Genomic DNA, 25,621 nt, shown 5'->3' with positions numbered 1-25,621 from the left:
TTTCCCTCAGGAGCGGGAGGCGGCGGCGTTGACGGCGTCGACGATGCCCTGCGGCGTGCCCTTGCCGGCGAACATGTCGACGACGGCGACGTTGAGCGCGTTGCCGACGTTCTGGCCGTACAGCGTGTCGAGCCAGACCGAGACGTAGGGCGCCTTCGAGTAGGCCTCGAGCACCGACTGCAGCGCGGGGGTGGTCACGGCATCCACCGCTTCGGACGAGGCGGGGAGCGTCTGGAAGGCCGTGGCGTAGGCCTCCTGGTTCTCCTTGTCGACGAGGAAGTTCAGGAAGTCGGTGCACTGCGCGGGGGCGTTGACCCAGCACGAGTACCCGTCGACGCCGCCCATCATGGCGCCGGGCTCGCCGTCACCGCCGGGGACCTCGGGGAAGGGGAACCAGCCGAGGTCGGCGAGCGGCTGCTGGTCGGGGGTGAGCGAAGCGATCACGCCCGGGTCCCAGGCGCCCATGAGCTCCATCGCGGCCTGGTGGTTGGCCAGGAGCCCGGCCGACGAACCGGCGCCCTGCTGCGCGGCGGTGGTGAGGAAGCCCTCGTTGAAGGGCTGCGTCTTCAGGAACGACTCCAGATCCTCGCCGGCCTTCAGCCAGCACGGGTCGTCGAAGCTGCGGCTCGCGGCGGCGGAATCGAGGACGTCCTTGGAGCAGGCGCGGAGGGCGAAGTTGTAGTACCAGTGCGCGGCGGGCCAGGCGTCCTTCGCGCCGACGGCGATCGGGGCGACGCCGGTGGCCTTGATCTTGGCGTTGGCGGCCTCGAGCTCGTCGATCGTCTTCGGGGCCGATGTCACACCGGCCGCGGTGAGGAGGTCCTGCGACGTGAAGATGCCCGACGGCAGCACGGCCACCGGCATCCCGTAGTTCTTCCCGTCGATCTCGAACGCCGACAGCGATGACCCGAGGGCGGTCTGGGCATCCGAGGAGATCTTGTCGGTGAGGTCCATGACCTGACCCGCTTTGACGATGTCGGCGAGCTTGCCGCCGCCGCGCGCCATGAACAGGTCGGGGGCGTCGCCGGAGTTCAGCGCCGTCTGGAGCTTGCCGTCCATCTCCTCGTTCTGCACGGCCTGGATCTCGATCGTCACGCCCGGGTTGGCCGCCTCGAATGCGGCGGCGGTGTCCTCCCAGTACTTCTTGCCGTCTCCGGTGGTGGAGTTGTGCCAGAGGGTGAGGGTGACGCTGCCGTCGGCATTCTGTCCGCCTCCGCCGGCGGCGCAGCCGCCGAGGGCGAGGGTGCCGGCGAGAGCGATCGCCGAGGTGGCGAGCAGCTTCCTGGTCTTCATGTGATTCCCGTTTCTCTTCATCGAGGTGCGTCCCGTGCGGGATGCTCCGGTTGTCGGCATCGGTGCCGGTCGTCCACGTCCGGGTGTGCGGCCCGGGTGGCAGCAGTGTCACCTCCGCGCGCCGGGTCGTCAAACGTTTTCGAAAATGATTTCCACGCTAGGGTCGGATGCCATGACCAGGCGTGTCACCATCCACGACGTCGCCGCGGCGGCCGGTGTCTCGGTCGCCACGGTGTCCAAGGCCGTGAACGGTCGCTACGGCGTCTCGCCGGAGACGGTCGGGCGCGTCCTGGACGCGGTGCGCGCGCTCGGGTACGAATCGAGCCTCGTCGCCAGCAGCATGCGATCCCGCCGGACGGGCGTCATCGGCGTGCTCGTGGCCGACATCGAACCGTTTTCGGCCGAGATCCTGAAGGGTGTCGGGGGAGCGCTCTCCGACACCGGGTACGACCTGCTGGCGTACACCGGCGCCAAGCGCGACGGCGAGGGGTGGGAGCGCCGCTCGCTCAGTCGCCTCAGCGGCACGCTCATCGACGCGGCCATCCTCGTCACCCCGACGATCGTGAACGTCGCGGCCGAGGTGCCGATCGTCGCGATCGACCCGCACACCGGCCGCGCCGACCTGCCGACGGTCGAGTCCGACAGCTTCACCGGTGCGCAGCAGGCCGTTCACCACCTCGTGCAGCTCGGCCACCGTCGCATCGGCTTCATCGCGGGGCGTCCCGATCTGCGGTCGGCGGTCGCCCGGGCCTCGGGGTACCGCGAGGCGCTGTCGGCCGCCGGCATCCCGTTCGATCCGGCCCTCGTGGGGCAGGGGCATTACGAACAGGACGTCGCGCGCGAGGCCGCGCAGGCGATGCTCGCGCTGGCCGATCCGCCGACCGCGGTGTTCGCGGCGAACGACCTGTCGGCGCTGTCGATCGTGCGGGTCGCGACGGAGCGCGGGCTGCGCGTACCCGACGACCTGTCCGTCGTCGGGTTCGACGACGTGCCGGAAGCCGCGCGGGCGCAGCCGCCGCTCACGACCGTGCGGCAGCCGATGAAGCTCCTCGGGGCGGAGGCCGTGCGGATCGTGCTCGCGCTCCTCGCCGGCGAGGAGCTGCCCGAGACGCACCTGCAGCTCGCGACCCGCCTCGTCGCCCGCGGCACGACGGCCCCGCCCCGTTCCCGTCAGCCGTGAGTGTCCAAGACACGCCGTTGGCCGCCGAGCGGGTACGGCGTGTCTTGGACACTCGGCGGGGGTGGACGCACACGGACGCGGCAGCTTCCCTCGAGACTGCAGTGGCATGACATCCCCATTGCAACGTGCAGTGGAGATGTCGGGGGGATGCAGTCTCGCGGTCACGGCCCCGCCCCTGTCGGGGGGATGCAGTCTCGCGGTCACGGCGCCGCCCCGAGCGCGGGGACGCGGTGCCCGCGTGCGCCGACCACCCCGCGGTAGGGTCGGCGCGTGACGCGCGTGCTCTTCGCCCCGGACGGGTTCAAGGGATCGATCTCGGCCGTGGCGGCAGCGGAAGCGCTGGCCGCGGGGTGGCGCGCGGCGCGTCCCGGCGACGCGATCGTCGAGCTCCCGATGGCCGATGGCGGCGAGGGCACGCTGGATGCCTTCCTCGTCGCCGTCCCGGGGGCCCGCCGGATGCCGGTCGCCGTCACCGGTCCGCACGGCCGCGCGGTCGCGGCATCCTGGGTCCTTCTTCCGCCGACCGACGATGCGCCGCAGGGGACCGGTGTCGTCGAGCTCGCGTCGACCTCGGGCATCGAGCTGCTCGACGGCGCGCTGCGCCCCTTCGACGCCGACACGCGCGGGTTCGGCCAGGCGATCGCCGCGGCGCTCGACCACGGCGTCTCGCGCCTCGTGCTCGCGATCGGGTCGAGCGCGTCGACCGACGCCGGTTTCGGGATGCTCGCGGCCCTCGGTGCGCGGATCACGGATGCCGACCATCTCGACGTCGTGCCCGGGTTGCGCGGCGTGCGCACCGCCGCGCGGATCGACCGCGGCGGTGTGCGTTCGCTGCCCGCGGGCGGCGCCCTCGTGCTGACGGATGTGCGGAGCCCGCTGACCGGTCCCGCCGGTGCCGCCGCGGTCTTCGGTCCGCAGAAGGGCCTCGGCCCCGCCGACGTCGCCGACGCGGATGCCGCCCTCGCGCGCGCCGCGGCCCTGCTGGACACCGACGCCGCCCATCCCGGCGCGGGAGCGGCCGGAGGCACGGGCGCCGCGCTGCGGGCGTGGGGCGCCGAACTGGTGCCCGGCGCCGAGCGCATCGCCGACCTCGTCGGCCTCGCCGCGGCCGTGGCCGCCGCCGATGTCGTCGTGACGGGTGAGGGTTCGTTCGACGCCTCCTCTGGCGCGGGGAAGGCCCCGGCACGGGTGGCGGCGCTCGCGCAGGTCGAAGGGCGGCGCGTGGGTCTCGTCGCGGGGCGGATCGCGCCGGAGGCCGACACCTCGGCGTTCGGCGCGGCGGTCGCGCTCGTCGCGCTCGCCGGCTCCACCGAGGCGGCGCTGGCCGACCCTGCGCGCTGGCTCGCCGCGGCCGGCGAGGAGCTCGCCCGGCGCCTGGGCTGAACGCGCGGGGGTGCAACCCGCCGCCGCGCGCGCCGCATCCCCTCCCGGCTCCGGTACCGTCGAGGTGTGTCCACTGTCTCCAGCAACAAGGACGATGAGGTCGATCTCCTCATCGATGCCTGGTCGCAGTTGCTCCCCGAGGTCGATCTGACCCCGCTCGACGTCATGTCGCGGCTGCGCCGCGCGGCGTTCCACCTGTCGAAGCTGCGCGCCCGGGCGTTCGCCAGCGCCGACATCGCGGTGTGGGAGTTCGACGTCCTCGCCGTCCTCCGGCGTGCGGGCACCGAGCTCAGTGCCACGCGACTGATCTCGGCCACCATGATCGGCAGCGCGGCGATGACCAACCGCCTCGACAAGCTCGCCGACCGCGGGCTCGTCAACCGGCGCCCCAACCCGTCGGACGGTCGAGCGATCCTCGTGGCCATCACGCCCGAGGGCGTCGAACGCGTGGATGCCGCGATGACCGAACTCGTGCGCCTGGAGGCCGAGGCCCTCCGCGACGTGAGCCGCGCCGATCAGGCTCTCCTCGCCCGGGCGCTCCGTGTCCTCGCCGCCGGCGAGACCCACGAGGCGTGATCGATCTCACCACCGGGCCGCTGGTCGTGGACGGCGGTCTCGGCACGCTGCTGGAGAGCCGCGGCAACGACGTGGCGTCGCCGTTGTGGTCGGCCCGCGTGTTGCGCGACGACCCCGCCGAGCTGCGTACCGCTCACGCGGAGTTCGCCGCGGCCGGGGCGGACGTCCTGATCACGGCCTCGTACCAGGTGGGTTTCGGCGGACCGATCCCGGATGCCGAGGTCGAGCGGCTGTTGCTCCGTTCGGTGTCGCTCGCCCGGGAGGCGGGGAACGGCCTGGTGGCGGCATCCGTGGGTCCGATCGGCGCGCTGCGCGCCGACGGGAGCGAGTACACCGGCGCCTACGGTCTCGACGTCGTCGAGCTGCGCGCGCTGCACCGTCGGCGTCTCGCCGTGCTCGCGGACGCGGGGGCCGATCTGCTCGCCGTCGAGACCGTCCCGTCGCCGCTCGAGGTCGAGGCGCTCGCGCTCGAGCTCGCCGACCTGGGCGTCCCGGCGTTCGTGAGTCTGTCGGCGGACAGCACGGGCTTCGCCGCGCCGGGGGCGCTCGGCTCCGCGCTGCGGACCGCGGCATCCGTGCCGGGGGTCGTCGCCGTCGGGGTGAACTGCTGCGCTCCGGGCAGCGTCGGGCCCGCGCTCGCCGAAGCGCCCGCCGTCCCGCTCGTCGCCTACCCGAACACGGGGGAGCGGTGGGATGCCACGACCCGCACCTGGCACGGTGGGGCCGCCCCGCTCGCCGTGGACGCGCCGGGTTGGGTGGCCGCGGGCGCCCGCCTCGTCGGCGGGTGCTGCCGCTCGACCCCGGCGGACATCGCCGCGATCGCCGCCGCGGTGCGCTGACGCGCCGTCGGCTCAGCGTCGGTTCGCCTGCCCGTGTCGACCGTCGCCGCCCACCAGCAGCGCGATCTCCTCGGGGCTCCACCCGAAGCCGTTCTGCATCTGCTCGCCCAGCGTCGGCAAGGCCGAGGGCATGGCCGTCGCCACGCCGTAGCGGACATCGACCGCGCGGTCGTCGAGCGCATGCGCAGCCGCGCGCAATTCGTTCACGAGCGATCTCAGCCGGTCGGGGCCGAACGCACTCGCGACGAGGTGGGCGTCGCCGATGATGACGATCGAATGCTCCCTGGGTTGGCCGTCGGGCACGCGCCCCAAGGAGCGGAGGGACAGCACGATGCCGAGCCCGCAGACCAGGACGATGACGATCGCGACCGCGGAACCGATCTCCAGCGACCGGAACACCGCGCCCACGGGTCCCGCCCACCCCGACGTCGCGCCGACGAGGGCGCGCGCCGCGGAATAGGCGGCGTACAGGCCCATCCCGGCGGCGATCAGCAGAGCGGGCCGCCTCGGTGCGACGGGGGAACGGATCGCGGCGAGCGCGCACACGCTGCACACCACGGCCAGGACGGCGGCCTTGACCGCCAGCGACACGTCCTCGCTCATCGCCGCCGTGCTCGCGCCGACCGCGATCGCCGTCGCCGCGACCAGTCCGAGGGCTGCCCGGCGGCGGGGTACCGACAGTCCCCCCAGCGCGACCGCCATGGTGCCGGAGGCGAGGACCATCGTGGCGTCGCCGACGACGAGGGCCAGTCGCGCGCCGTCCCAGCGGTGGACCACGTACATCACCGTCGAGCCGATGGAGAGAATGCCGGCCATGACGGCGTACTGGATGAACGTGGTGAACGGCACGGGAGCGGAGGCCCGCGGCAGGGCGAGGCCGACGACGGCGAAGGCGACACCGATGCACATGACGGCGAGCCCGATCGTCAGCAGCACGGATCCCCCTCGCCGATGCGGTGGTCTGTGGTTGGTGACACCCTATCGGCGGACGGTGCGACCGCTCAGTCGAAGTCGGCCGCGAGGGCGTTGCGGTGGTACTCGAAGATGATGCTCGTGCGCGTGGATGCCACGCTGTGCCGCGCGGAGAGCTGATCGACGACGAAGCGCCGCACCGCGGACGAGTCCGCGACGGCGATGTGGACGAGGAAGTCGTCGGCCCCGCCGAGGAAGAACAGTTGGATGACGTCGGGATGCCGGCGGACCTCCTGCGCGAAGGCGCGGATGCTCTCCTGCCGCTGTCCGGGCCGCAGGGTCACGCCGACGATCGCCTGCAGCCCGCGGCCGAGGCGGCTCTGATCGACGGCGGCGTGGAACCCGGTGAGGAGTCCGCGGTCGACGAGTCCGCGCACCCGGGTGTGGGCGGTGGATGCCGCGACCCCGAGCGCGTCGGCGAGGGCGGCGTTCGTCATCCGGGCGTCGGCGGAGAGCAGTTCGATGATGCGGGCATCGAGCGGGTGGAGGTCGTCGTCGGACATCGGAGATCCTTCGGTTCAGAGATCGGCTGAGCCGACTCTTCTCCGACGATACCGGGGCACGTGGCATCCAAGCCGAAGAATATGCGGGTTTACGCCACGGAAACACGAATTCCTGCGATCCTTCCTGCCACGACCACTCAGAGGAGAGACCGATGCGCGTCGCCGTGCCCACCGAGATCAAGAACAACGAGAACCGCGTCGCCATGACCCCGGCGGGCGTCGACGCTCTCGTGCACCGAGGCCATGAGGTCCTGGTCCAGGCCGGGGCCGGTGAGGGCAGCGGATTCTCGGACGACCAGTACCGACTGGCGGGAGCCGAGATCGTCGCGACCGCCGACGAGACCTGGGCGCGCGCGGAACTCCTTGTCAAGGTGAAGGAGCCGATCGCCCCCGAGTACGGGCACCTGCGGGCCGACCTCACCCTCTTCACCTACCTGCATCTCGCGGCCGACCGACCCCTCACCGACGCCCTCATGGCGGCGGGCACGACGGCGGTCGCCTACGAGACGGTGCAGACCGCGGACCGCGCCCTGCCGCTCCTCGCGCCGATGAGCGAGGTGGCCGGACGCCTCTCGATCATCGAGGGCGCGCATCATCTACTGCGCGCGTCGGGCGGTCGCGGGCTGCTTCCCGGAGGCGTGCCGGGCACGCCGAAGGCCAAGGTCGTCGTGATCGGCGGCGGTGTCGCCGGAGAACACGCCGCGGCGAACGCGCTCGGCCTCGGCGCGAACGTCACCGTCATCGACATCTCGCTGCCGAAACTCCGTCAGCTCGAGGAGCGCTTCGGCGGCGCGATCCAGACGCGCGCGTCGACCCGCCTCGAGATCGCGGAGCAGTTGGCGGACGCCGACCTCGTCATCGGGTCGGTGCTGATCCCCGGAGCCGCCGCCCCCAAGCTCGTCACCGACGACATGGTCGCCGCGATGAAGCCCGGCTCCGTGCTCGTCGACATCGCGATCGACCAGGGCGGCTGCTTCGAGGGTTCGCGCCCGACCACCCACGACGCGCCGACGTTCCGCGTCCACGACTCGCTGTACTACTGCGTCGCGAACATGCCGGGCGCGGTGCCGCACACCTCGACGCGCGCGCTGTCCAACGCCACGCTCCCATACATCACCCGCATCGCCGACGCCGGCTGGGAGGCCGCGGCATCCGCTGATCCGGCCCTCGCCAAGGGCCTGAACGTGCGCGCGGGCGTCGTGGTGAACGAGGGCGTGCGCGCGGCATTCGACCTCTGACGCGGCGTCCGGGTCGGGGTTCCGGGGTCCGGGTCCTGGCCGCCAGTTCACGTGATCTGGTCGACATCACACGGCGTGGCGTGCTGTGACGCGTACGCTCGGCCACTTCACGTGAACTGGTGGCGCCCGCGGCCCCGGGCGTGCCGGAGCGGGCCCGCGTCAGCCCCGCACCCAGGCGTACGTGATCTCGGGACGGCCGGGGCCGCCGTAGCGCGGCTCGCGGCGCACGCGACCGACGTCGGCGAGGTGTTCCAGGTATCGGCGGGCGGTCACCCGCGACATGCCCTCGCGCTCGCCGACCTCGGTCGACGACACGGGGGTGGATGCCGTGCGGACGCGGTCCGCGACGGCCTGCAGCGTCTCGTCGCTCAGACCCTTCGGCAGCGCCGGGGCCGCGACGGTCCGGAGCGACCCGAGCAGCGCGTCCACCTCGGACTGCGTGGCCTCCCCGGCCGCGCGGTCCAGCCCTTCGACGTACGCGCGGTACGCCTCGAGGCGCTCGCGGAAGGCCGCGAACGTGAACGGCTTGATGAGGTACTGCACGACCCCGGTCGACACCGCGGCGCGGACGGTCGCGGCATCCCGGACCGCCGTCACGGCGATGATGTCGACGCCGGCTCCCATCGCGCGCACGCGCCGTGCCACGTCCAGGCCGCCGCCGTCGGGCATGGTCATGTCCAGCAGCACGAGGTCGATGGGACGCGCGGCATCCGCGATCGCGGTGAGCGCCGCGCGTGCCCCCGCCGCCTGCCCGACGACCTCGAAACCCGGGACGCGTCCGACGTACGCGGCGTGCAGCTCGAGGGCGAGGGCGTCGTCGTCGACGACGAGCACGCGGATCACGCGGTCACCGCCTCGACCGGGGCGGGCAGCACGACCCGCACCGTCGTCGGTGCGTCGGAGACGTGCAGTGTCCCGCCGTGGGCCGACACGATGTCGCGCACGAGGGCGAGGCCCACGCCGCGGCCGCCCGGAGCCGCGGCGGGCTTGGTCGACGCGCCGAACGCGAACGGGTCGGCGAGCGCGGGATCGAACCCGGGCCCGCTGTCACTGACCACGATCGCGACGTCGGGTCCCCGACGCGTGAGGGCCACGCGCACCCAGCGCGGATCGGCGCCGGCGGTGGCGGCATCCATCGCGTTGTCCACGAGGTTTCCGACCACCGTCACCGCCTCGGCGGCGACCAGCGGCAGCGCCGGCGTGGGTTCGTCGACGTCGAGATCGAGGGTCACGCCGTGCTCCGCGGCTTCGTCGAGCTTGCCGAGCAGCAACGCGACCACGACCGCGCCGTCGTTGCCGGAGACGATACGGTCGGCGAGATCCTGACGTCCCTCGGTGGATGCCGCGATCAACCGCCGTGCGTCGTCGATGCGCCCGAGCTCCAGCAGCGCCAGCAGCGCGTGCAGCCGGTTGCCGTGTTCGTGCGTCTGGGAGCGCAGGGTGTCGCTGAGGGTCCGGACGCCCTCGAGCTCGCCGAGCAGCGCCTGCAGCTCGGAACGGTCGCGGAGCGTCATGACCCGCCCCCGCTCCGGGGCCCGCCGCCCGTTCAGGTCGCGGGCCTCCTCCTGGTTCACCAGCAGGACGCGCTCCCCGGTGGCGACGGTCTCCTCCACCATCCGGCGGCCCGTGGCGATGGCGTCGGCGAGGGCGGCGTCCATGTCCGTCTCGCGCGGGTCCAGGCTCACCTGTCCCTCGGTCGCCGGCGGGAGCCCGAGGAGGTCGGCGGCTTCGTCGTTGTAGAGCACGATCCGGCCGTCGCCGTCGGTCACGACGAGGCCCTCGCGCAGCGAGTGCAGCACGGTCTCGTAGCTCTCGACGAGCCGGGCCAGTTCGCGCGGGGTGTAGGAACCGGTGACCCGGCGGGCGCTGCGCCGGACGTACAGGGCACCCAGGATGCCGATGCCCACGATGCCGGCCGCGGCGACGACGATCAGCGGGACACGCGCGGCGAGATCCGCCTGCACGGCGCCGAGGGTCACCCCCACCGAGACGAGCCCCACGATCTCGCCGTCGTCGGCGCCCGCGTCGCGGATCGGCGTGATCGTGCGCACGGACGGTCCGAGCGTCCCGTCGTACACCTCGGTGTAGGTCTGTCCCGCCAGCGCCTCCTCGCGCGAGCCGAGGTACTGCTGCCCGATCTCGGACCGATTGCGGTGTGTCAGCCGGATGCCGTCGGGCGTCATGATCGTGACGAACGACAGGTCGGCGTCGGAGAGGATCGCCTCGACCATCGGCTGCAGCGTGTCGGAGTCCTGGGCGCGGACGAGCGCGGCGACGTCGGGTTCGTGCGCCAGCGTCTCGGCCACGGATCGGGTGACCTGCTCCGCCTGGCGCTGTCCCGAGTCCGACAACTGCACCGACATGAGCGCCGCGAGCACGCCCGCGACCAGCACGACGACGCCGAGCGACACCATCGCCAGCCGTCCGCCCACGCTCAACCGCATGCTGTGCCCTCTCCGGTCCGTTCCGGTCTGCCGTGAACAATACGACCACAAATCGCCCCGGGCGCCGCGCTCGACGAAAGTCAGGGCATCGCCGGCGGCCCCGCCGGACTCAACGAAGACGTTAGGAACAGGGGAAGTCGCAGATGTCTCTCTCACTCCGCACCACGCGCGACGGTCGTCCGCGCAAGAAGATCGACCGCAACCACTGGCTCTACATCGCCGTCATCGTCGCCGTCGTCGCCGGCATCGTCGTCGGCCTCGTCGCGCCGCAGTTCGCCACAGGCCTCGAGCCGGTCGGCAAGGGCTTCGTCAGCCTCATCAAGATGATGATCGCCCCGGTCATCTTCTGCACGATCGTCGTGGGCATCGGATCGATCGCCAAGGCCTCCACGGTCGGCAAGATCGGCGGCCTGGCGCTGCTCTACTTCCTCGTGATGTCGACCTTCGCGCTCGGCATCGGCCTGCTGGTGGGCAACATCATCCACCCCGGCGAGGGCCTGAACATCGCCAGCGCACAGTACGACGCCGTGCCCGAGGCGACCACCACGCAGGACTTCATCCTGGGCATCATTCCGACGACGTTCTTCTCCGCGTTCACGAACGGCAGCATCCTGCAGGTGCTCTTCATCGCCCTCCTGGTCGGCTTCGCGCTGCAGGGCATGGGCGAGCGCGGGGCGCGCATGGTCGAGGGCATCCGCAACTTCCAGGTGCTGGTCTTCCGCATCCTCGGCATGATCCTGTGGCTCGCTCCCATCGGTGCGTTCGGTGCCATCGCCGCGGTCGTCGGAAAGACCGGTTTCGGGGCCGTGATCAGCCTCGGCATCCTGATGGGCTCGTTCTACCTGACCTGCTTCCTCTTCATCGCGGTCGTCCTCGGCGTGCTGCTGTTCGCCGTCACGCGGGTCAACATCTTCTCGCTGATGAAGTACCTCGGCCGCGAGTACCTGCTCATCGTCGGCACCTCGTCGTCCGAGGCCGCGCTGCCCCGCCTCATCGCCAAGATGGAGCACCTCGGCGTTTCGAAGCCGGTCGTCGGCATCACCGTCCCGACCGGGTACTCGTTCAACCTGGACGGCACGGCGATCTACCTCACGATGGCGTCGCTGTTCATCGCCACCGCCATGGGCGCCCCCATGTCGATCCCGGAGCAGATCGGCCTCCTGATCTTCATGATCATCGCCTCGAAGGGTGCGGCCGGTGTCACCGGTGCGGGCCTCGCGACCCTCGCCGGCGGCCTGTCCGCCTACCGCCCCGACCTCGTCAACGGCGTCGGCGTCATCGTCGGCATCGACCGGTTCATGTCCGAGGCCCGCGCGGTCACGAACTTCACCGGCAACGCGGTGGCGACCCTGCTCATCGGAGCGTGGACGAAGCAGTACGACCGCGAGCGCGTCGGAGAGGTCCTCGCGGGCCGCATCCCCTTCGACGAGACGCTCCTCACCGGCCACGACCACTCGGCGGCGCCGGCGGATGCCGCGCCCGTCACCGCCCCGGCGACGGTCGACACGCAGGCGCTCAACGCCTTCCGCGCCCAGGCGGAGGCGGAGACGGCGGCCCGGAGCCGTTCGTGAGCCTGACGCAGCACTCGGCGGGGGCGGCTTCGGCCGCCCCCGCCCCCGCGCGCGTGGACCTCGCCCGCACCTGGCTGCTGCGCTCGCCGCTGGCGGCCGGTGGCGACACCGCGGCCGACGTGCTCGTGCTCGACCTCGAGGACGGTCTGCCCGCTGCGCGCAAGGCCGAGGGGCGCGAGCGCGCCCGGCGCGCCGCCGAGAACGCGCCCGTGTGGCTGCGGATCAGCGCCGCGGGCACACCGGAGGGCGAAGCCGACCTGGCCCTGTGCCGTGAGCTCGACGACCGCCTGGCCGGGATCGTGTTGGCGATGTGCGCCGGACCCGCCGATGTCGCCCACGTCGCGGCATCCCGTCGGGTCGGCGTGCCGATCGTGGCGATGATCGAGTCGGCTGCGGCGCTGCTCGCGGCCCCGGCGATCGCGGCGCACCCGGCGACCCGGCGCCTGGCCTTCGGCACCGGCGACTTCCGCCGCGACACCGGCATGGCGGACGACCGCGTCGCGCTGTCGTGGCCCCGGGCGCAATTGGCCGTGGCGTCGGCGGCCGCCGGGATCGCGGGGCCGATCGACGGTCCGTGCGGTCCGGTCGAGCGGGCCCGGGATGCCGCCGAGCACGCCGCCGCGATCGGCTTCACCGGCACCCTGGTGTTGAGGGAGGCCGCCGTCCCCGGTGCGCACGCCGGTTTCACGCCGAGCGCCGCCGAGGTCGAGGCCGCCCGGGCGGTGCTCACGGAGGTTCCCGACGGTCCCGTCGACGGCTCGTACGCCCCCGCCCTGGCGCGCGCCCGCGCGCTGGTGGCCCGCGCCGAGGCCCTGTCGCGGCTCTGACGTCTGGCGCGGCGCCGACGGATCACGTGACCTGGCCGAGATCACCCGGTATGGCGCGCAACGACGGGTACCCTCGGCGAGATCACGTGATCTGGCTGCGGGTCAGCGCCCGAACCAGCGACGGCGACGCGGCGGGGGCGCGACGGCGGCAGCCGCCTCGCGCGCGCGGCGACGGGATGCCCACGCCGCGACCTCGGCATCCACGTCCACCGTCGGCGTCACCACCGGCGGTCCGCCCAGCAGCTGCCGACGGGCTTCGACGACGCGGCGGTTGAAGTCTTCGAGCGCCTCCCGGACGTCGCCCTCGCGCGACAGGGCGTCCATCCGCTCGGCGAGCTCGGCGTGCTCGACCCGCAGCGTCAGCGCGGGCGGCCCCAGTCCCGACAGCTTCTCGGTCGCGATCTTGCGGCGGATCCACCAGTCGGGGTCGTGGCTGCCGCCGAGGTCGGGGAGCGGCTTGCCGGCACCGGGGAGGTCGTCGAACTCCCCGCGGCGGATCGCCTGCTGGATAGCCGTCTCGACGTACGCGGCGCGCTCGGCGGCGGTCGATCCGCGCGCGGGAGCTTCTGCGGATTCGGGTTCCAGGCCGGCATCCCGCAGCCGCCGGTCCAGGCGGTAGCGCTCCGCCGCCTGCCTCGGGTCGTCGCTCATGCCGCCTCCGCCGTGTGCTCGGGTCCTTCCAGGCTACGACGGAGTCGGGCGGGCGGCGCCGCAGCCGAGGGAGGGATGCCGCGGCGTCCGGCCGCCTCCCCACCCCGGTCGGGTGTCCAAGACACGCGGATGCCACGTACGCGCGTCCGCGTGTCCGGGACACTGAACGTGAAGGCACGCGCCCCCGGCCCGGGCTACAGACCCAGGCGCCGCAGCCGCAGTCGCGCCATGTCCTGTGCCCGCGGGCCGGAGCCGAGCGCGCGCTCGGTGATCCGCAGGATCAGCCGGGTCGTCGTCTTAACTGGCAGCCACGAACGTCGGACACCCAGCAGCTTCCGCAGCCGCGGCGGGAAGGTCGCCACGGCCGCGGCGAACAGCACGCGGTACGCGACGCCCATGAGGCCCGTGAACGGGGGCTTGCGCAGGAACCGCACGACGTCGTCGACCCGCTCGTCGCGCCGCAGTTCGCCACGGTCGAGGAACCCCTCGAGTTCGGCGCGGAGGGCGGCCTCGGTCCGCGGCGGGTCGGGGATGCGCATGAGCCGCCCCGCGGTCGCCCAGTCGGCGACGTACGCGTCGGGCCCGCCGGGAATGGCCCCGCCGTACGCCTGATGGCTGCGCAGGAACGCGTCCGTGAAGGCGATGTGCACCCAGCGGACGAGGTCGTGATCCTCGGCGGTGTAGCGCCGCTCGCCCCCGTCACCGGCGACGTACGCCCCCTGCACGCGCTGGTGGAAACGTCCGACGCGGGCGGTCTCGGCATCCGCCTGGCTCTTCGACCCGTAGGTGAGCGTGATGACCCAGCGCACGGTCCCCGTGAGACGCCCGATGGGGTCTTCCCGGTACCGCGACCAGTCGTGCACGCCCGCGAGGGCTCCGGGGTGCAGCGCCTGGAGGAGGAGAGCCCGGATGCCGGCGACGAGGGTGCCCATTCCGGCATGAACCGTCCACGCGGGACCGTTCTCGACGAAGTAGCCCGCGTCGTCGCCCTCGGCGATCGCCCGCACGTAGGGGGCCATGCCGGTCGGGTCGCCCGCCAGGGCGGTGAGGAGCTTCGCGCGCAACCGGGCGACGGGCGCCGGAACCGGGGGTGAGGACGTCACCGTTCCAGCGTGCCATCCCGCGGGAGGCGGGAGGGCCGGATCAGTGACCCTCGTGGGTGATGACGGGGACGCTGCCGTCGTCGCGGATCAACACCGCGTCCTGGGTCGCTCCCAGCGCGGGGGTGACGACGACGGCGATGATCGACGCGGCCAGCAGCAGACCCCAGACGCTCATAGGTTCCGCGGTGCGCGGTGCGGTGTCGGCGCGGCGCACCCGCCCGGCGACCGCGGCACCCACGACGATGAGGAGCAGCGCCGCCGCGGCGATCGCGATGACGCTGGTGTGAGCGGGGAGCACGAACATGAGGGCCGCCGCCAGCAGGATGCCGGCGAGGGCTCCGACCAGCGTCGCCCGCGGGGCGATGAGCCGGCCGAGCGCGAGGACGGCGCCGCCCCAGACGAGCGCGCCGACCCCGAGGACGACCAGACCCGCTCCGAGGCCGCGCGAGGCGGCCCCGGAGCTCGGTCCCACGATCGCGCCCGCACCGAGGGCGGCGAGGATGAGCCCGGCCCCCCATGCGGACACGGAGGGCCACGACCGGACGAAGGTCGCGGCGTTCACGGTCAGACCGCCGCGGTGCGCGGGATGTTGCGCTCGGTGCCGAGACCGACGCCCAGGAGCACGACGGCGCTGGCGAGGTGCAGGAAGTGGTCGGGCACGTTGAGGGCCAGGATGTTCGCCGGACCCGTGAGGAAGAAGCCCACGATGCCGAGGAGCAGGTAGACCGCGCCGACCGTGGTGTTGACGCCCTTGGCGGCGCGCGCGTTGGCGAGGCCCGCGACGAGGAGCGCCGCGCCGATCAGGAGGTGCGCGATGTTGTGCAGCGGGTTGACCTCGAAGATGCCCAGCAGCAGGCCACCCTCGTTGCTGATGAACCCGACGCCGCCGGTGACGGCGAAACCGAGCAGACCGACGAGCAGGTAGACGGCGCCGAAGACAGTCGCGACGATGCGGTTCGGTGACGAGCTCATGATGAACCTCCCAGAGTTCTAGCAGCGACCACTCGGCCGCCTTCCCTACATCTTCGGAGAGACTAGGAAGTTGGATTGCCCCCTTGGCGGCGACGCGTCCCATGCAGTAGGTGACGGAGGTCAGTCCCGATCGACCCGCGTCCACGCGTACGGTTCGAGGCGGGCCGTGATCGTCCCCCGAGGTGCACGTACCTCGACGACGCGCGACGTGCGGTCGAGGTTGGCGATCAGGAGGACCGTGCCTCCGCGCGTGGCCGCTCCGAGCGCCCACACGCGCCCGTCCGGGCTCTCACCGACCAGGGCCGGCTCGCCGGAGATCTCCGCGAGGGCGCGGACCGCGTCGGAGACCGGGCGCGCGCCGCCGTCGGAGCGCAGGATGCCACGCGGCCCCCACTCCTCGAAGTACGACAGCGACCGCACGCCCGGGATGCTGAGCGCCGCGGCGCTCGCGACGGTCCAGGCGGCGAGCCCCACGGCATCCTGGCGCGGGTCGCCCGCGGCGAGCAGGGCGGGGCCGTAGCCGTCGCGGAGGTCGCCGCGCCGCGGCCGCGGCTCGGCCGTCGTCGCGACCGCGTTCACGTGCGGACGCAGCCCGATGGGGCCGATGTCGACGGGGATCCCGTCGGCCAGTCGCACCGCCTGCTCTGCCACGAGTCGCTGCATCGGCACGGATTCGACGAGCTGCGCGGTGCTGAGGTCGTGGAAGAGGGGCGTGAGGGCGAAGCCGATGCCCTCGAGGCCGGCGGGCAGCCGGTGGTGCTCCCGGTTCAGCTCGGTGAAGTGGGTGCGGACGCCCCCGGCCGCCGCGAGCTCCAGGTCCGCCAGATCCAGCGCTGCGCGGAGGGCGGCGACCGTGTCGGCGTCGGACACGTGCCGTGCGGGACCGCGGGCGCGGAACGCGGTGACGCGCCGCACGGGCACCCCGACGAGGGCCCGGACCCCGCGCGCGAGGGCGGTGGGCGCGTCCTCGTCGACCACGAAGCGCACGTCGAGGGGGAGTCCGGCACGCCGGGCCCGATCCAGCGCCGCGCGCCAGGCCGGGGAGGCGAGGTCGAGCTCGACCAGGACCGTGTCGCCGGGCGGCGGCTCGAGCGCGTCCGGTCGGAGGGCGTCGGGGGCCGTGCTCGCCGCGACCCCGATCGAGGGGAGGCGTCCCCGGGCGTGGAGCGAGAGGACGTCGACACGGGGGGCCGACGCGGGTGGGGCGGACGCCGTCCTCTCGAGGATCAGTGACTGGACGACCCGGTCTCCGGGGGAGAGGGGATAGGGGAACGGCAGAGCGAGCGGGCGGCTGTACGTCTTGAAGGAGGCGTCCGTCCAGTTGCGCTGATCCTCCATCTCGAACGCGTCGCCGGAGAGCCTCAGCCGCATCGGCCCGGCATCCGAGGTCCACCCCAGCGACACGATGTCGGTCGCCGGCTGGTGCGGGCTGATGTCAGCGGGGAAGCGGGTGAGCTCCTCCGTGCCGTCGGGGTGGCCCACGGCGAGCGTGCGGCCGCTCAGCTGCGGCGGGTGGAGCACGACCAGGCCCGTCCGGTTCGTCTCGAAAGCCGTGGTGCAGACGAGGTCCGCGACGACCTCGAGGCGATCCCCGTCCGCGCGCACCGTGATCGCGCCCCCGAGGCAGCCGCCCTCCGTCGCGCTGACCTCGAGTCGGAGGCCTTCGTCTTCCGCGTGCACCGCGTCCACGCGCAGCGGCACGGTGTTCCAATCGCGGTCGCGCACGACGAGACGGACGCTGCGCAGCACCGGGCGACCGTCGAGGGAGATGTCGGCGAGCTCGTCGCCGCCCCGCCGCACCAGCGCCCACCCGCCGCGCGACCACGCGGTCTCGTCGTCACCCCAGGCCATGTCAGAGAGTGGTCATGCCGCCGTCGACCACGAACGTCGCACCGGTGGCGAAGGCACCCTCGTCGCTCGCGAGGTACACCATGATCCCGGTGACGTCGTCGGGGGTCCCGGCGCGACCGACGGGGATGCGCCCGACGATGGCGGCGCGGGCCTCGGGGTCGTCGGTGATCGCGGCCACGAGCGGCGTCTCGGTGTACGCGGGCTGGACGGTGTTCACGCGGATGCCGTCGGCGGCATATGCCGCGGCGACCGTGCGGGCCAGGCCGTGCACGCCCGCCTTGGACGCGCTGTACGCGGTGAAGTCCTTCCCCTCGCCGTTCACCGCGGTCGGGCTGCCGGTGAGGATGAGGGAGCCGCCGCCGCGCGGCAGCATCGCACGCACCGCGTACTTGACGGTCAGGAAGGCGCCGGTGAGGTTGATGTCGATGGTGCGGCGCCACACGTCGAGATCGAGGTCGGCGGCCGGGGCGTCGCGCCCGAACAGCTGCACGCCCGCGTTCGCGACGACCACGTCGGGATCCCACCCGGCGTCGTGCACCTCGGCGAAGCCGGCGGCCACGGACTGCTCGTCCGAGATGTCCATCGCCGACGCCCGCGCCGCGCGGCCGAGGCTCGTGGCCGCGGCGCGGGCGCCCTCGGCATCCACGTCCGCGACCACCACGCGGGCGCCCTCGGCGACGAAGCGGGCGGCGACGGCGAAGCCGATGCCCTTGGCGGCGCCGGTGACGAGCGCGGTCTTGCCGGTGAGTCTGCTCATGGTCGTCTCCTCAGCGTGCGATCCGGTCGAGGTGGAGCATCCGGGCGAGGTTCTTGTCGAGCTCGTCGTCGCGGAAGATCTTCTTCCAGTTTTCCTTGATGATGCTCTCGCGGCCGTAGTCCATCGCGATGAGGCACGCGTCGCTGAACGGGTTGTCGCCGCGCAGGCCGTTCGCGAGCGCCACCTGGGTGTGGCCGTACAGGATGCTGCGGGCCGCCGCCTCGGGCACGCCCATGGTGTGGATCGCCTCGTCCAGCGCTTCGTTCAGGAGCGCGCCGATCATGCAGGCGACGGTCTCCACGAGCGTCGGTTCGAGCTGCGCGAGCTGTTTGACGGTGACCCAGTGCACGTCGACGACCGGGGCGTAGATCGCGCGCACGGTGGTCTCCACAATGGCCTTCTTGCCGGGGTCGTCGGACTCGATCGCGGCGATCGCGTCCTGCGGGGCGGCGATGCCGCCGAAGGTGTCCGCCCACTCCTCCTTCGTCGTGCGCTCGAGGAACACCGACGGGTGGCACGGGTGCGCGACGGCCTGGACGACGTCGTCGCGCGTGGCGAGGAGCCCGGCGTACGCGGCGGCCGGGTCGAGGGTCAGCACGATCGCTCCCGACTTCAGCTGCGGAACGAGCTCGGCGGTGACCGCGCCGAGGGCGAGGTCGGGGACGGCGAGCACGACGATGTCGGCTTCGGCCACGGCGGCGGTGAGGTCGGTGAGCTCGCGGCCCGCGGCGAGCGTGCGCTCGCGGCCGGCGGGGGAGTTCTCGACGTAGGAGACGGCGTGGTCGGTGGCGCTCAGGTTGTTCGAGACGCGCATGCCCATCTTGCCGCCCGCGCCGACCACGGCGATGGCGAGGCGGGCGGTGGGGGTGTCGGTGGTCACGGGATGCTCCTCAGGTAGTCGACGGCGGTGCGGGTCCATTCCCGCTCGAGGTTCAGGGTGGTGGGGGCGTCCCCCTGCCAGGGCAGCCAGTGCTCGACGATCTCGTCGATGCCGCGCTCGGCGGGGTCGATCGTGTCCCGCAGGGCCGGATAGTCCAGGAGGCCGGTGCCCAGGGGTGCTCCGGTGAGCTCGAAGCCGACCCACCCGTCCCGCCGGCGGAAGGCGAAGTCCTTCGCGTGCACGCCGACCACGAGGTCGTCGCATTCGTCGATGCACACGGTGGGGTGCTCCAGTCGCGCGACGACGTTGGCGGGGTCGAGGCAGATGCCGAGACGATCGCTCCCGACCCGTCGGACGAGCTCGACGAGGTCGGACGTGGCCACCTGCTCGTAGGTCTCCAGGGCCAGCGTCACCCCGCTGCGCTCGTAGGCGCCGATGAGGGTGCGCACCCACGTCTCGGCCTGGTCGAGGGGAGGGATGCCATCCGGCCCGCCGATCATCGAGCGCACGAGCCGCGCCTCGAAGACGTCCGCCAGCGCGAGGAACCGCTCCAGCCGATCGGGGGTGAGCCCCTTGGTTCCGAGCTGGATGCGCAGACCGAGGTCGCGGGCGGCGGCGGCCGCGTCGCGGAGGTCGCGCTCGCCCAGGTGCTCGAGCGGTGCGTAGTCGCAGATCTGGAACAGTTCGACTCCGAGCGCGCGCGTCGCCTCGAAGGCCCCGCGCAGACTCAGCGGTTCGGGCGCGCGGTCCGAATGCTGCCAGAAGAACGCGTAGGTTCCGAGGCCGATCACGCGCCGACCGCCGACCGGGCCGCCGCTTCCTCGACCACCGAGAGCAGCTGCGTCGGGTCGTGCGCGAAGCGACCGAGGAAGACGCCGTCGACCGCGGTGCCCAGCTCCGTGAGGAGACCCGGCCCGGCGGCGCCGCCGTAGACCACCGCGCTGCCGGCGCGGTCGGGGTCGGACTCGAGAGCGCGTCGGAGAGCGGCGGTGACCGCGGCCACGTGCGCGCTCGAGGCGGCGCTCTCCGCCCCGATCGCCCACACGGGTTCGTACGCGACGAGTACGGCACCCGCCGGGGCGTCGGCGAGGCTCGCGTTCAGCTGCGCGGTGACGGTCGCCGCGGCGGCGGCGGGACCCTCCTGGACCGGTTCGCCCACACAGAGCAGCGGGGTGAGCCCCGCGGTCAGCGCCGCGGCGGACTTCGCCGCCGTGTCGGCATCCGTCTCGCCGAACAGGCGACGCCGTTCCGCGTGCCCCGTCTCGACGACCCATACGCCGATCTCGGCCAGCTCGGCCGCGGTGACCTCTCCCGTGTACGGCCCCGGCGGATGGGCGGAGACGTCCTGCGCCCCCACCTGGACCGCGGTGCCGGCGAAGGTCTCTAGCGCCGCCGGGATCTGCAGGTAGGTCGGGAGCACCACCACCCGCACCGCACCGGTGGTGACGGCCGGATGCGTCCCGACCAGCGCGGCCACCTCGCTCATCCACTCGCGCGCCCGCGCGTGGCCGAAGTAGGCCTTCAGGCTCACGGCGACGATGGTCGCGTCGGTCATGCGCGCGGTCCCGCGGCCTCGTACTCGCTCAGGATCCGCACCTTGTCGGCGCTGGCCGATCCGTCGTCGAAACGGTAGGTGAGCCATTCCCGTACGAGCCGGCGGGCGAGCTCGATCCCCACGACACGCTGCCCCATGGTGAGCACCTGCGCGTTGTTGGAGAGCACCCCGCGCTCGACCGAGAACGAGTCGTGCGCGGTCACGGCCCGGATGCCGGGGACCTTGTTGGCCGCGATCGCGACGCCGAGACCCGTGCCGCAGATGAGCAGCGCCCGATCCGCCTCGCCGCGGGCGACCCGCTCGGCGGCCTCGATCGCGACGGTCGGGTACGGCGTGTGGCCGTCGGCATCCACGCCCACGTCCGTGACCAGGGCGACGCCGTCGTTCGAGAGGAGGTCGCGCAGCAGGACCTCCTTGTAGTCGAAGCCGGCGTCGTCGGAGCCGATGACGATGCGGAGGGGAGCGGTCATGACGGGAGTCCTTCCAGGGTGGGCGCGGCGGCGGCGAGAGCGTCGCCGACCGTCCGGACGATGTGCGCGAGCGAGACCGCGCCGGGGTCGGGGGTGCCGACGGAGTGGTCGCCGTGGGTGCGTGCGCGGCCCTTCCGTGCCCGCAGGGCGGCGGTGGCCGCCGCGGCGCGCTCGGCCGCATCGGCCGCGTCGCGCCACGCGACGGGCAGGGACGAGCCGGATGCCACGGCGTCGCGGAGCGTCGTGGCGAAGGGGACCAGGGCGTCCACGAGCGTCTTGTCGCCGACGCCCGCGCCGCCGTGCGCGTCGACGGACCGGACCGCTCCGTCGACGCCCGCGGCGACCCGCTCGGCCGTGGGGGCTCCGGTGTCGCCGAGCGCGTCGGCGACCGCCGCGAGCATGACGCCCCACAGCGCGCCGGACGTCCCGCCCGCGCGATCCGCCCACGCGTCGGCGGCCCGACGGAGGGTCGTTCCGGCCCCGGCTCCCCGCGCGACGGCGTCCTCGGCCGCGGCGCGGGCGGCGCGTGCTCCGCGCTGCATGCCGATCCCGTGGTCGCCGTCACCGGCGACGGCATCCAGGCGGCCCCATTCCTCGGCGTGCGCGTCGACGGTCTCGGCCACCGCCGCGAGCAGTCCGCCCACTCGACGGGCGGCGCCGCGGGAGTCGTCGTCGGCGTCCGGGACCGTCTCGACCGCCGATTCCACGACGGAGGAGGCGGGGGCGTGCGGTGCCGGGGCGACGGATCCCCGTCGGTACGCGGGGGTGTCGACGGGGTGCTCCCACAGCTGGGCGAGCTCGTCGTCGAGCCAGAAGAGCGTGAGCGAGACCCCCGCCATGTCGAACGAGGTGCAGTACTCGCCGACGTGGGGGTCGACGATCTCCGCCCCCGCCGCGCCCAGCAGCTCGGCCACGCGGCGGTATACGACGAACAGTTCCTCGTACTTCACCGAGCCGAGGCCGTTGAGGATGGGCACCACCCGGTTCCCGCGGACCGTGTCGACGCCGTCGGGCAGTTCGGCCGGGTCGGTGAGCGCCCCGACGAGCAGTTCCGCGAGCGCGTCGGCGGTGGGGACGTCGGTTTCGTCGATACCGGGTTCGCCGTGGATGCCGAGCCCCACCGCCATGCGTCCCTCCGCGACGTGGAAGAGCGGGGCTTCGGCGCCGGGGAGCGTGCAGCCGCCGAACGCGACGCCGAAGGACCGCGTCCGCTCGTTCGCGCGCGCGGCGGTCTCGGCCACCGCGTCCAGGTCGTAGCCGTTCTCCGCGGCGGCGGCCGCGGCCCGGAACACGGCGAGGTCGCCGGCGATCCCGCGACGGCGGTCGCGCTCGGCGGTCGGGGCGGAGGAGATGTCGTCGGTGACCGTGACGGTGCGCACCGCGATGCCCTCGTCCCGCAGGCGGGACTGGGCTGCGTCGAAGTTGAGGACGTCGCCGGCGTAGTTGCCGTAGCAGAGGAACACGCCGCCGCCGGTGTCGGCGGTGCGCGCGGCCGCGTAGACCTGCTGGGTCGAGGGAGAGGCGAAGAGGTTCCCCATGGCCGCCGCGTGGGCGAGACCCGGACCGACCAGGCCGCCGAATGCGGGGTAGTGGCCCGAGCCGCCGCCGACGACGATGGCGACCTGGCCGGCGGGGGATGCCGTCGCCCGCGCCACGCCACCGGGGACGCGGCGGACGTACCGGCCGTTGGCCGCGACGAACCCGTCGATCATCTCGTCGGCGAAGACCGCGGGGTCGTTCCAGAGTCGGGTCATCGGTGACCTCCGGTCAGGGTGGGCGCGTGCTTCGTCCATATTGGCCAACCGGTTGACCAATTGCAAGCGCAACTTCGACGGAGCGCTAGGTTGAAGGCGTGCCCGCCTACCCCGCCGACCGCAGCCACGAGATCGCGGCCGCACTCGAGGCCCTCCCCGCGGGGTCGCCGGTCAGCGAGGTGGCGCGCCGCCTGCTCGACCTCTTCACCACGGGCTCGATCGCCCCGGGCACGCGCCTGCCCGCCGAGCGTGCGCTCTCCACGACGCTCGGCGTCGGGCGCTCGGCGGTCCGCGAGGCGCTCGCAGCCCTCGAGATCCTCGGCATCGTCGACGTCCGGCCCGGATCGGGCACCTACCTGCGCGGAACCGCGAGCGCGCTGCTCCCGCAGACGCTCCGGTGGGGGCTCCTCCTGGGCGACACCGACACCGCGGAACTCCTGGATCTGCGCGCCGGGCTCGAGATCTACGTCGCCCGTCTGGCCGCCGACCGCGCCGACGATCCCGCGCGGGAGCGCATCGCCGCGACGCTGGCCGAGATGACCCGCTCGCGCGACGATCTGCGCGCGTTCGCCCGCGCCGACCGCGCCTTCCACGACGCCCTCGGGCACGCCGCCGGCAACGCCCTCCTCGTCGATCAGCTCAACGTCGTCCGCTCGCTGCTGCAGGTCTACGCCGATCGTGCCGTCCACAGCGCCGACGACGCGAACCGGGCCATCGCCGAGCACGACGCCGTGCATCGCGCGATCCGGGCGCACGACGCCGACGCCGCGGCATCCGCGATGGCTGTGCACATGGCGACGGCGTCTGCGCGTCTCGTCGGCGAGTGAGGGTCGCCCTTAGAAGGCCCGCACCTCATTTGCCCCACATCGTCGCCTCACGGCGGCGGCGCCGACCATCTGCGGCAAACGAGCGCTCCCGGGCGTGCGTGGTTTGCCCCACATCGTCGCCTCACGGCGGCGGCGCCGACCATCTGCGGCAAACGAGCGTGAGGGGCGAGGGAGGGCGCCTCTCAGACCCGCGTCACCCGCAGCGCCATGTACTGCCGCCCCGGGAGGTCCACGCGCACGGTGCCGGTGTGCGTTCCGGCGACACGCTCGACCGTCATGTTCCACGTGTCGACCACGTCGACCGTCCAGTCCCCGTCGCCGAGCAGCACGGTGCGGAAGCGGGGGCGGTTGAAGCCGAAGTACGCCACGCGCACCGTGGCATCCGGGGACTGCGCCCACGGCACGTCCCAGTCGGATGCCGCGGGCTCGAGCACGCCGTCGGGGACCTCGGCGAGGAACCGCTCGAGGAAGCCGATCCGCGCGGGGGACGAGCCGTGCAGGACACCGCCCTTGGCCCACCACAGCACCTCGTCGTCGGAGCCGGCCGCCGCCGGCATGACCGCCTCGCCGACCGGGGCCGGCAGGTACGTCTCGCCGTGTCCCACGTAGCCGCCGCGGACGGCGCCCTCCCAGAAGCGACGCGTCATCTCCTCGCCGGTGACGTTGCCCCAGCCCTGGTCGATGTCGCCCTCGTAGGCGCATTCGTCGATGACGACGGGCTTCCCCCAGCGTTCGCGCCACTCGTCGGTGTTCTCGGCGGTGCGATACACGTCCACGCGCTGCACGGACGCGTGCGTGATCCAGGGCCGGGAGTAGTCGTAGAACGGGCGGCAGTTGTGGATCGAGATCAGGTGGCCGAACGGATCCTCCTCGCCGACGATCGCGGCGATGCGCTCCCAGTCGTCCTCGTCCTTGCCCCAGACGAGGTCGTACTCGTTCGCGAGAGACCACCACACGTTCGAGAACGCCCCCAGTCGCCGCACGACGTAGCGGACGTACCGGTCGTCGACCGCGGGTCCGAGGTCCGCGAACCCCCACCGGTCGTAGGCGTGGAACAGGATCAGGTCGGCTTCGACGCCGATCTCGCCGAGCTGGGCGATGCGGCGTTCGAGCCGGCGGAAGTGCGCCGGGTCGAAGCGTTCCAGGTCGAAGCCGTCGGCCAGCGAACCGGGGAAGACGAAGTCGTCGGGCTCGTTGGCGTTGAAGAGGTACGACTTCGGGAACAGGCACATGCGGAGCTTGCGGAACGCGCCCTCGGCGAGGGTCGCCAGCGTCTGCTCCTGCAGCGCCTCGGGCTGATGCGTCCACGCGTAGGCGGTCGTGCCCAGCGGTCGGTGCCGGGTGCCGTCGGCGTGCCGGAAGTGGAAGCCGTCGACGCGCACCGGACCGTGTGACCCGGATGCCGCGGACCCGACCTCCGCGGTCCCGGTGAGGCCGTCGAGCGACGGGGTCGTGGCGTCCGTCTCGAACGACCAGGTGCCCTCGGCATCCGCGAGGGCCCGGAACACCCATTCGCCGTCTCCGTCGTAGAAGCCGCCGACGCGCGCGGTCGAACCGTCGGGACGACGGAAGGTCGCGTGCGCGTCGACGTCGACGAACGGGTTCCCGTGGGAGGGGCCGTCGACGCGGACCTCGATCACACCCCAGCGGGCGGTCGGGGCGGTCGGCCGCACGCGTGCCGACGCGCGCGGCACGTCCGACCCTTCGTACGTCGGATCGGGTGCGATCGCCGGGGCGTACGGCGGACGTTCGTCGCCGTCGCCGATCTCGGCGAGAGCCTCCCAGAAGCGCGCGCGGTGGTCGGGGTCCTCGAGGCTGGGCACGATCGCGACGAGCTGCCCGAGGCGGCCGCCGCGGAACTGCGTCGCCATCGGCGAGGCGGCCACGCCGGGCAGGAAGCGTTCCAGCACGGCGCGGGCGCCGGGGTGGTCGATGGCGTCGCCGAAGGTCGAGCGGCGGTCGAACATGGGGGTCT

25 protein-coding genes are annotated in these 25,621 nt (G+C 73.1%); 8 read left to right on the top strand and 17 right to left on the bottom strand.

All coding sequences use genetic code 11. The features are described 5' to 3' along the window. Positions 1–6: 6 nt before the first annotated feature. Positions 7–1,293: an extracellular solute-binding protein gene (locus BGO45_RS07270; protein WP_292692207.1), complete on the bottom strand. Its 1,287-nt coding sequence runs from the start codon at positions 1,291–1,293 to the stop codon at positions 7–9. A gap of 172 nt (positions 1,294–1,465) precedes the next feature. On the opposite strand from BGO45_RS07270, the gene BGO45_RS07265 reads away from it, so the two are divergent. From BGO45_RS07265 to mmuM, 4 genes are all read left to right on the top strand, one after another. After that, positions 1,466–2,473 carry a LacI family DNA-binding transcriptional regulator gene (locus BGO45_RS07265; protein ID WP_292692205.1) on the top strand — a complete coding sequence of 336 codons (1,008 nt, stop codon included), beginning with the start codon at positions 1,466–1,468 and terminating at the stop codon, positions 2,471–2,473. A gap of 270 nt (positions 2,474–2,743) precedes the next feature. Next, positions 2,744–3,856, top strand: a complete 1,113-nt coding sequence (locus tag BGO45_RS07260; protein ID WP_292692203.1) for a glycerate kinase — start codon at positions 2,744–2,746, stop codon at positions 3,854–3,856. 66 nt (positions 3,857–3,922) lie between these two features. After that, the gene (locus BGO45_RS07255; RefSeq protein WP_076494991.1) at positions 3,923–4,432 is read left to right on the top strand and encodes a MarR family transcriptional regulator; all 510 of its coding nucleotides are present in this window, start codon (positions 3,923–3,925) and stop codon (positions 4,430–4,432) included. Next, positions 4,429–5,271, top strand: a complete 843-nt coding sequence (mmuM, locus tag BGO45_RS07250) for a homocysteine S-methyltransferase (protein WP_292692200.1) — start codon at positions 4,429–4,431, stop codon at positions 5,269–5,271. Before BGO45_RS07255 ends, mmuM begins: the two co-directional genes overlap by 4 nt. A gap of 12 nt (positions 5,272–5,283) precedes the next feature. Here mmuM and BGO45_RS07245 read toward each other — a convergent pair whose 3' ends face one another. Together BGO45_RS07245 and BGO45_RS07240 are read right to left on the bottom strand one after the other, a co-directional pair. Further along, entirely contained in the window at positions 5,284–6,207 is a 924-nt protein-coding gene (locus tag BGO45_RS07245; RefSeq protein WP_292692198.1) for a hypothetical protein, read from the bottom strand. 65 nt (positions 6,208–6,272) lie between these two features. Continuing rightward, on the bottom strand, positions 6,273–6,746 hold the full coding sequence (locus tag BGO45_RS07240) for an Lrp/AsnC family transcriptional regulator (RefSeq protein ID WP_076494997.1): 474 nt from the start codon (positions 6,744–6,746) through the stop codon (positions 6,273–6,275). 152 nt (positions 6,747–6,898) lie between these two features. Here BGO45_RS07240 and ald point away from each other — a divergent pair, with 152 nt between their 5' ends. Then, the gene (gene ald / locus BGO45_RS07235; RefSeq protein ID WP_292692196.1) at positions 6,899–7,984 is read left to right on the top strand and encodes an alanine dehydrogenase; all 1,086 of its coding nucleotides are present in this window, start codon (positions 6,899–6,901) and stop codon (positions 7,982–7,984) included. A 159-nt stretch (positions 7,985–8,143) separates the two neighbouring features. On the opposite strand, the gene BGO45_RS07230 is transcribed toward ald, so the two are convergent. Together BGO45_RS07230 and BGO45_RS07225 are read right to left on the bottom strand one after the other, a co-directional pair. Continuing rightward, positions 8,144–8,827: a response regulator gene (locus BGO45_RS07230; protein WP_292692195.1), complete on the bottom strand. Its 684-nt coding sequence runs from the start codon at positions 8,825–8,827 to the stop codon at positions 8,144–8,146. Next, entirely contained in the window at positions 8,824–10,428 is a 1,605-nt protein-coding gene (locus BGO45_RS07225) for an ATP-binding protein (protein ID WP_292692193.1), read from the bottom strand. Before BGO45_RS07225 ends, BGO45_RS07230 begins: the two co-directional genes overlap by 4 nt. Before the next feature lie 143 nt (positions 10,429–10,571). On the opposite strand from BGO45_RS07225, the gene BGO45_RS07220 reads away from it, so the two are divergent. Continuing rightward, entirely contained in the window at positions 10,572–11,999 is a 1,428-nt protein-coding gene (locus tag BGO45_RS07220; protein WP_292692191.1) for a cation:dicarboxylase symporter family transporter, read from the top strand. Further along, positions 11,996–12,826, top strand: a complete 831-nt coding sequence (locus BGO45_RS07215; RefSeq protein ID WP_292692189.1) for an aldolase/citrate lyase family protein — start codon at positions 11,996–11,998, stop codon at positions 12,824–12,826. The genes BGO45_RS07220 and BGO45_RS07215 overlap by 4 nt, the downstream gene beginning before the upstream one ends. Before the next feature lie 102 nt (positions 12,827–12,928). Here the strand turns inward: BGO45_RS07215 and BGO45_RS07210 are convergent, their stop codons facing one another. The 11 genes from BGO45_RS07210 to BGO45_RS07160 all read right to left on the bottom strand — a co-directional run bounded on the left by BGO45_RS07210 (position 12,929) and on the right by BGO45_RS07160 (position 22,819). After that, entirely contained in the window at positions 12,929–13,477 is a 549-nt protein-coding gene (locus tag BGO45_RS07210) for a DUF1992 domain-containing protein (protein WP_292692186.1), read from the bottom strand. A 194-nt stretch (positions 13,478–13,671) separates the two neighbouring features. Further along, a complete protein-coding gene (locus tag BGO45_RS07205) occupies positions 13,672–14,580 on the bottom strand; it encodes an oxygenase MpaB family protein (RefSeq protein ID WP_292692184.1) in 909 nt (302 codons plus the stop codon). A gap of 40 nt (positions 14,581–14,620) precedes the next feature. Continuing rightward, positions 14,621–15,142, bottom strand: coding sequence for a hypothetical protein (locus tag BGO45_RS07200; RefSeq protein ID WP_292692182.1), 522 nt, complete (start codon positions 15,140–15,142; stop codon positions 14,621–14,623). Positions 15,143–15,144: 2 nt separating this feature from the next. Next, a complete protein-coding gene (locus BGO45_RS07195; protein ID WP_076495009.1) occupies positions 15,145–15,552 on the bottom strand; it encodes a DUF4383 domain-containing protein in 408 nt (135 codons plus the stop codon). A gap of 120 nt (positions 15,553–15,672) precedes the next feature. Further along, entirely contained in the window at positions 15,673–17,403 is a 1,731-nt protein-coding gene (locus BGO45_RS07190; RefSeq protein ID WP_292692180.1) for a hypothetical protein, read from the bottom strand. Between the two features lies 1 nt (position 17,404). Further along, positions 17,405–18,160 carry an SDR family NAD(P)-dependent oxidoreductase gene (locus BGO45_RS07185; protein WP_292692178.1) on the bottom strand — a complete coding sequence of 252 codons (756 nt, stop codon included), beginning with the start codon at positions 18,158–18,160 and terminating at the stop codon, positions 17,405–17,407. Between the two features lie 10 nt (positions 18,161–18,170). Beyond that, positions 18,171–19,040: a phosphogluconate dehydrogenase C-terminal domain-containing protein gene (locus BGO45_RS07180; protein WP_292692176.1), complete on the bottom strand. Its 870-nt coding sequence runs from the start codon at positions 19,038–19,040 to the stop codon at positions 18,171–18,173. Further along, positions 19,037–19,831 carry a TIM barrel protein gene (locus BGO45_RS07175; RefSeq protein WP_292692174.1) on the bottom strand — a complete coding sequence of 265 codons (795 nt, stop codon included), beginning with the start codon at positions 19,829–19,831 and terminating at the stop codon, positions 19,037–19,039. Before BGO45_RS07175 ends, BGO45_RS07180 begins: the two co-directional genes overlap by 4 nt. After that, on the bottom strand, positions 19,828–20,595 hold the full coding sequence (locus tag BGO45_RS07170) for a triose-phosphate isomerase family protein (RefSeq protein WP_292692172.1): 768 nt from the start codon (positions 20,593–20,595) through the stop codon (positions 19,828–19,830). The genes BGO45_RS07175 and BGO45_RS07170 overlap by 4 nt, the downstream gene beginning before the upstream one ends. Next, on the bottom strand, positions 20,592–21,065 hold the full coding sequence (locus BGO45_RS07165; protein WP_292692170.1) for a ribose-5-phosphate isomerase: 474 nt from the start codon (positions 21,063–21,065) through the stop codon (positions 20,592–20,594). The genes BGO45_RS07170 and BGO45_RS07165 overlap by 4 nt, the downstream gene beginning before the upstream one ends. Beyond that, positions 21,062–22,819, bottom strand: coding sequence for a dihydroxyacetone kinase family protein (locus BGO45_RS07160; RefSeq protein WP_292692168.1), 1,758 nt, complete (start codon positions 22,817–22,819; stop codon positions 21,062–21,064). The genes BGO45_RS07165 and BGO45_RS07160 overlap by 4 nt, the downstream gene beginning before the upstream one ends. 98 nt (positions 22,820–22,917) lie before the next feature. Between BGO45_RS07160 and BGO45_RS07155 the strand changes: the two genes are divergently transcribed. Next, complete coding sequence (locus BGO45_RS07155) at positions 22,918–23,646, top strand: FadR/GntR family transcriptional regulator (RefSeq protein WP_076495021.1); 729 nt, start codon at positions 22,918–22,920, stop codon at positions 23,644–23,646. A 182-nt stretch (positions 23,647–23,828) separates the two neighbouring features. Here the strand turns inward: BGO45_RS07155 and BGO45_RS07150 are convergent, their stop codons facing one another. Next, positions 23,829–25,613 carry a DUF5605 domain-containing protein gene (locus BGO45_RS07150; RefSeq protein WP_292692163.1) on the bottom strand — a complete coding sequence of 595 codons (1,785 nt, stop codon included), beginning with the start codon at positions 25,611–25,613 and terminating at the stop codon, positions 23,829–23,831. Positions 25,614–25,621 lie beyond the last annotated feature (8 nt).

Origin of the sequence: Microbacterium sp. 71-36, from assembly GCF_001898305.1 — a bacterium.
Classification (GTDB): Bacteria; Actinomycetota; Actinomycetes; order Actinomycetales; family Microbacteriaceae; genus Microbacterium.
The sequence above is the reverse complement of the archived record's forward strand: the minus strand, read 5'-3'. Positions and strand labels throughout refer to the sequence as shown.

What these genes read in the sequence shown, in the direction of transcription:
- BGO45_RS07185 (WP_292692178.1), bottom strand. Translation starts at nt 18,160, where the DNA reads ATGAGCAGACTCACCGGCAAGACCGCGCTCGTCACCGGCGCCGCCAAG.
- BGO45_RS07220 (WP_292692191.1), top strand. Translation starts at nt 10,572, where the DNA reads ATGTCTCTCTCACTCCGCACCACGCGCGACGGTCGTCCGCGCAAGAAG.
- BGO45_RS07165 (WP_292692170.1), bottom strand. Translation starts at nt 21,065, where the DNA reads ATGACCGCTCCCCTCCGCATCGTCATCGGCTCCGACGACGCCGGCTTC.
- BGO45_RS07270 (WP_292692207.1), bottom strand. Translation starts at nt 1,293, where the DNA reads ATGAAGACCAGGAAGCTGCTCGCCACCTCGGCGATCGCTCTCGCCGGC.
- BGO45_RS07170 (WP_292692172.1), bottom strand. Translation starts at nt 20,595, where the DNA reads ATGACCGACGCGACCATCGTCGCCGTGAGCCTGAAGGCCTACTTCGGC.
- BGO45_RS07240 (WP_076494997.1), bottom strand. Translation starts at nt 6,746, where the DNA reads ATGTCCGACGACGACCTCCACCCGCTCGATGCCCGCATCATCGAACTG.
- BGO45_RS07210 (WP_292692186.1), bottom strand. Translation starts at nt 13,477, where the DNA reads ATGAGCGACGACCCGAGGCAGGCGGCGGAGCGCTACCGCCTGGACCGG.
- BGO45_RS07150 (WP_292692163.1), bottom strand. Translation starts at nt 25,613, where the DNA reads ATGTTCGACCGCCGCTCGACCTTCGGCGACGCCATCGACCACCCCGGC.
- BGO45_RS07195 (WP_076495009.1), bottom strand. Translation starts at nt 15,552, where the DNA reads ATGAGCTCGTCACCGAACCGCATCGTCGCGACTGTCTTCGGCGCCGTC.
- BGO45_RS07160 (WP_292692168.1), bottom strand. Translation starts at nt 22,819, where the DNA reads ATGACCCGACTCTGGAACGACCCCGCGGTCTTCGCCGACGAGATGATC.
- ald (WP_292692196.1), top strand. Translation starts at nt 6,899, where the DNA reads ATGCGCGTCGCCGTGCCCACCGAGATCAAGAACAACGAGAACCGCGTC.
- BGO45_RS07190 (WP_292692180.1), bottom strand. Translation starts at nt 17,403, where the DNA reads ATGGCCTGGGGTGACGACGAGACCGCGTGGTCGCGCGGCGGGTGGGCG.
- BGO45_RS07225 (WP_292692193.1), bottom strand. Translation starts at nt 10,428, where the DNA reads ATGCGGTTGAGCGTGGGCGGACGGCTGGCGATGGTGTCGCTCGGCGTC.
- BGO45_RS07265 (WP_292692205.1), top strand. Translation starts at nt 1,466, where the DNA reads ATGACCAGGCGTGTCACCATCCACGACGTCGCCGCGGCGGCCGGTGTC.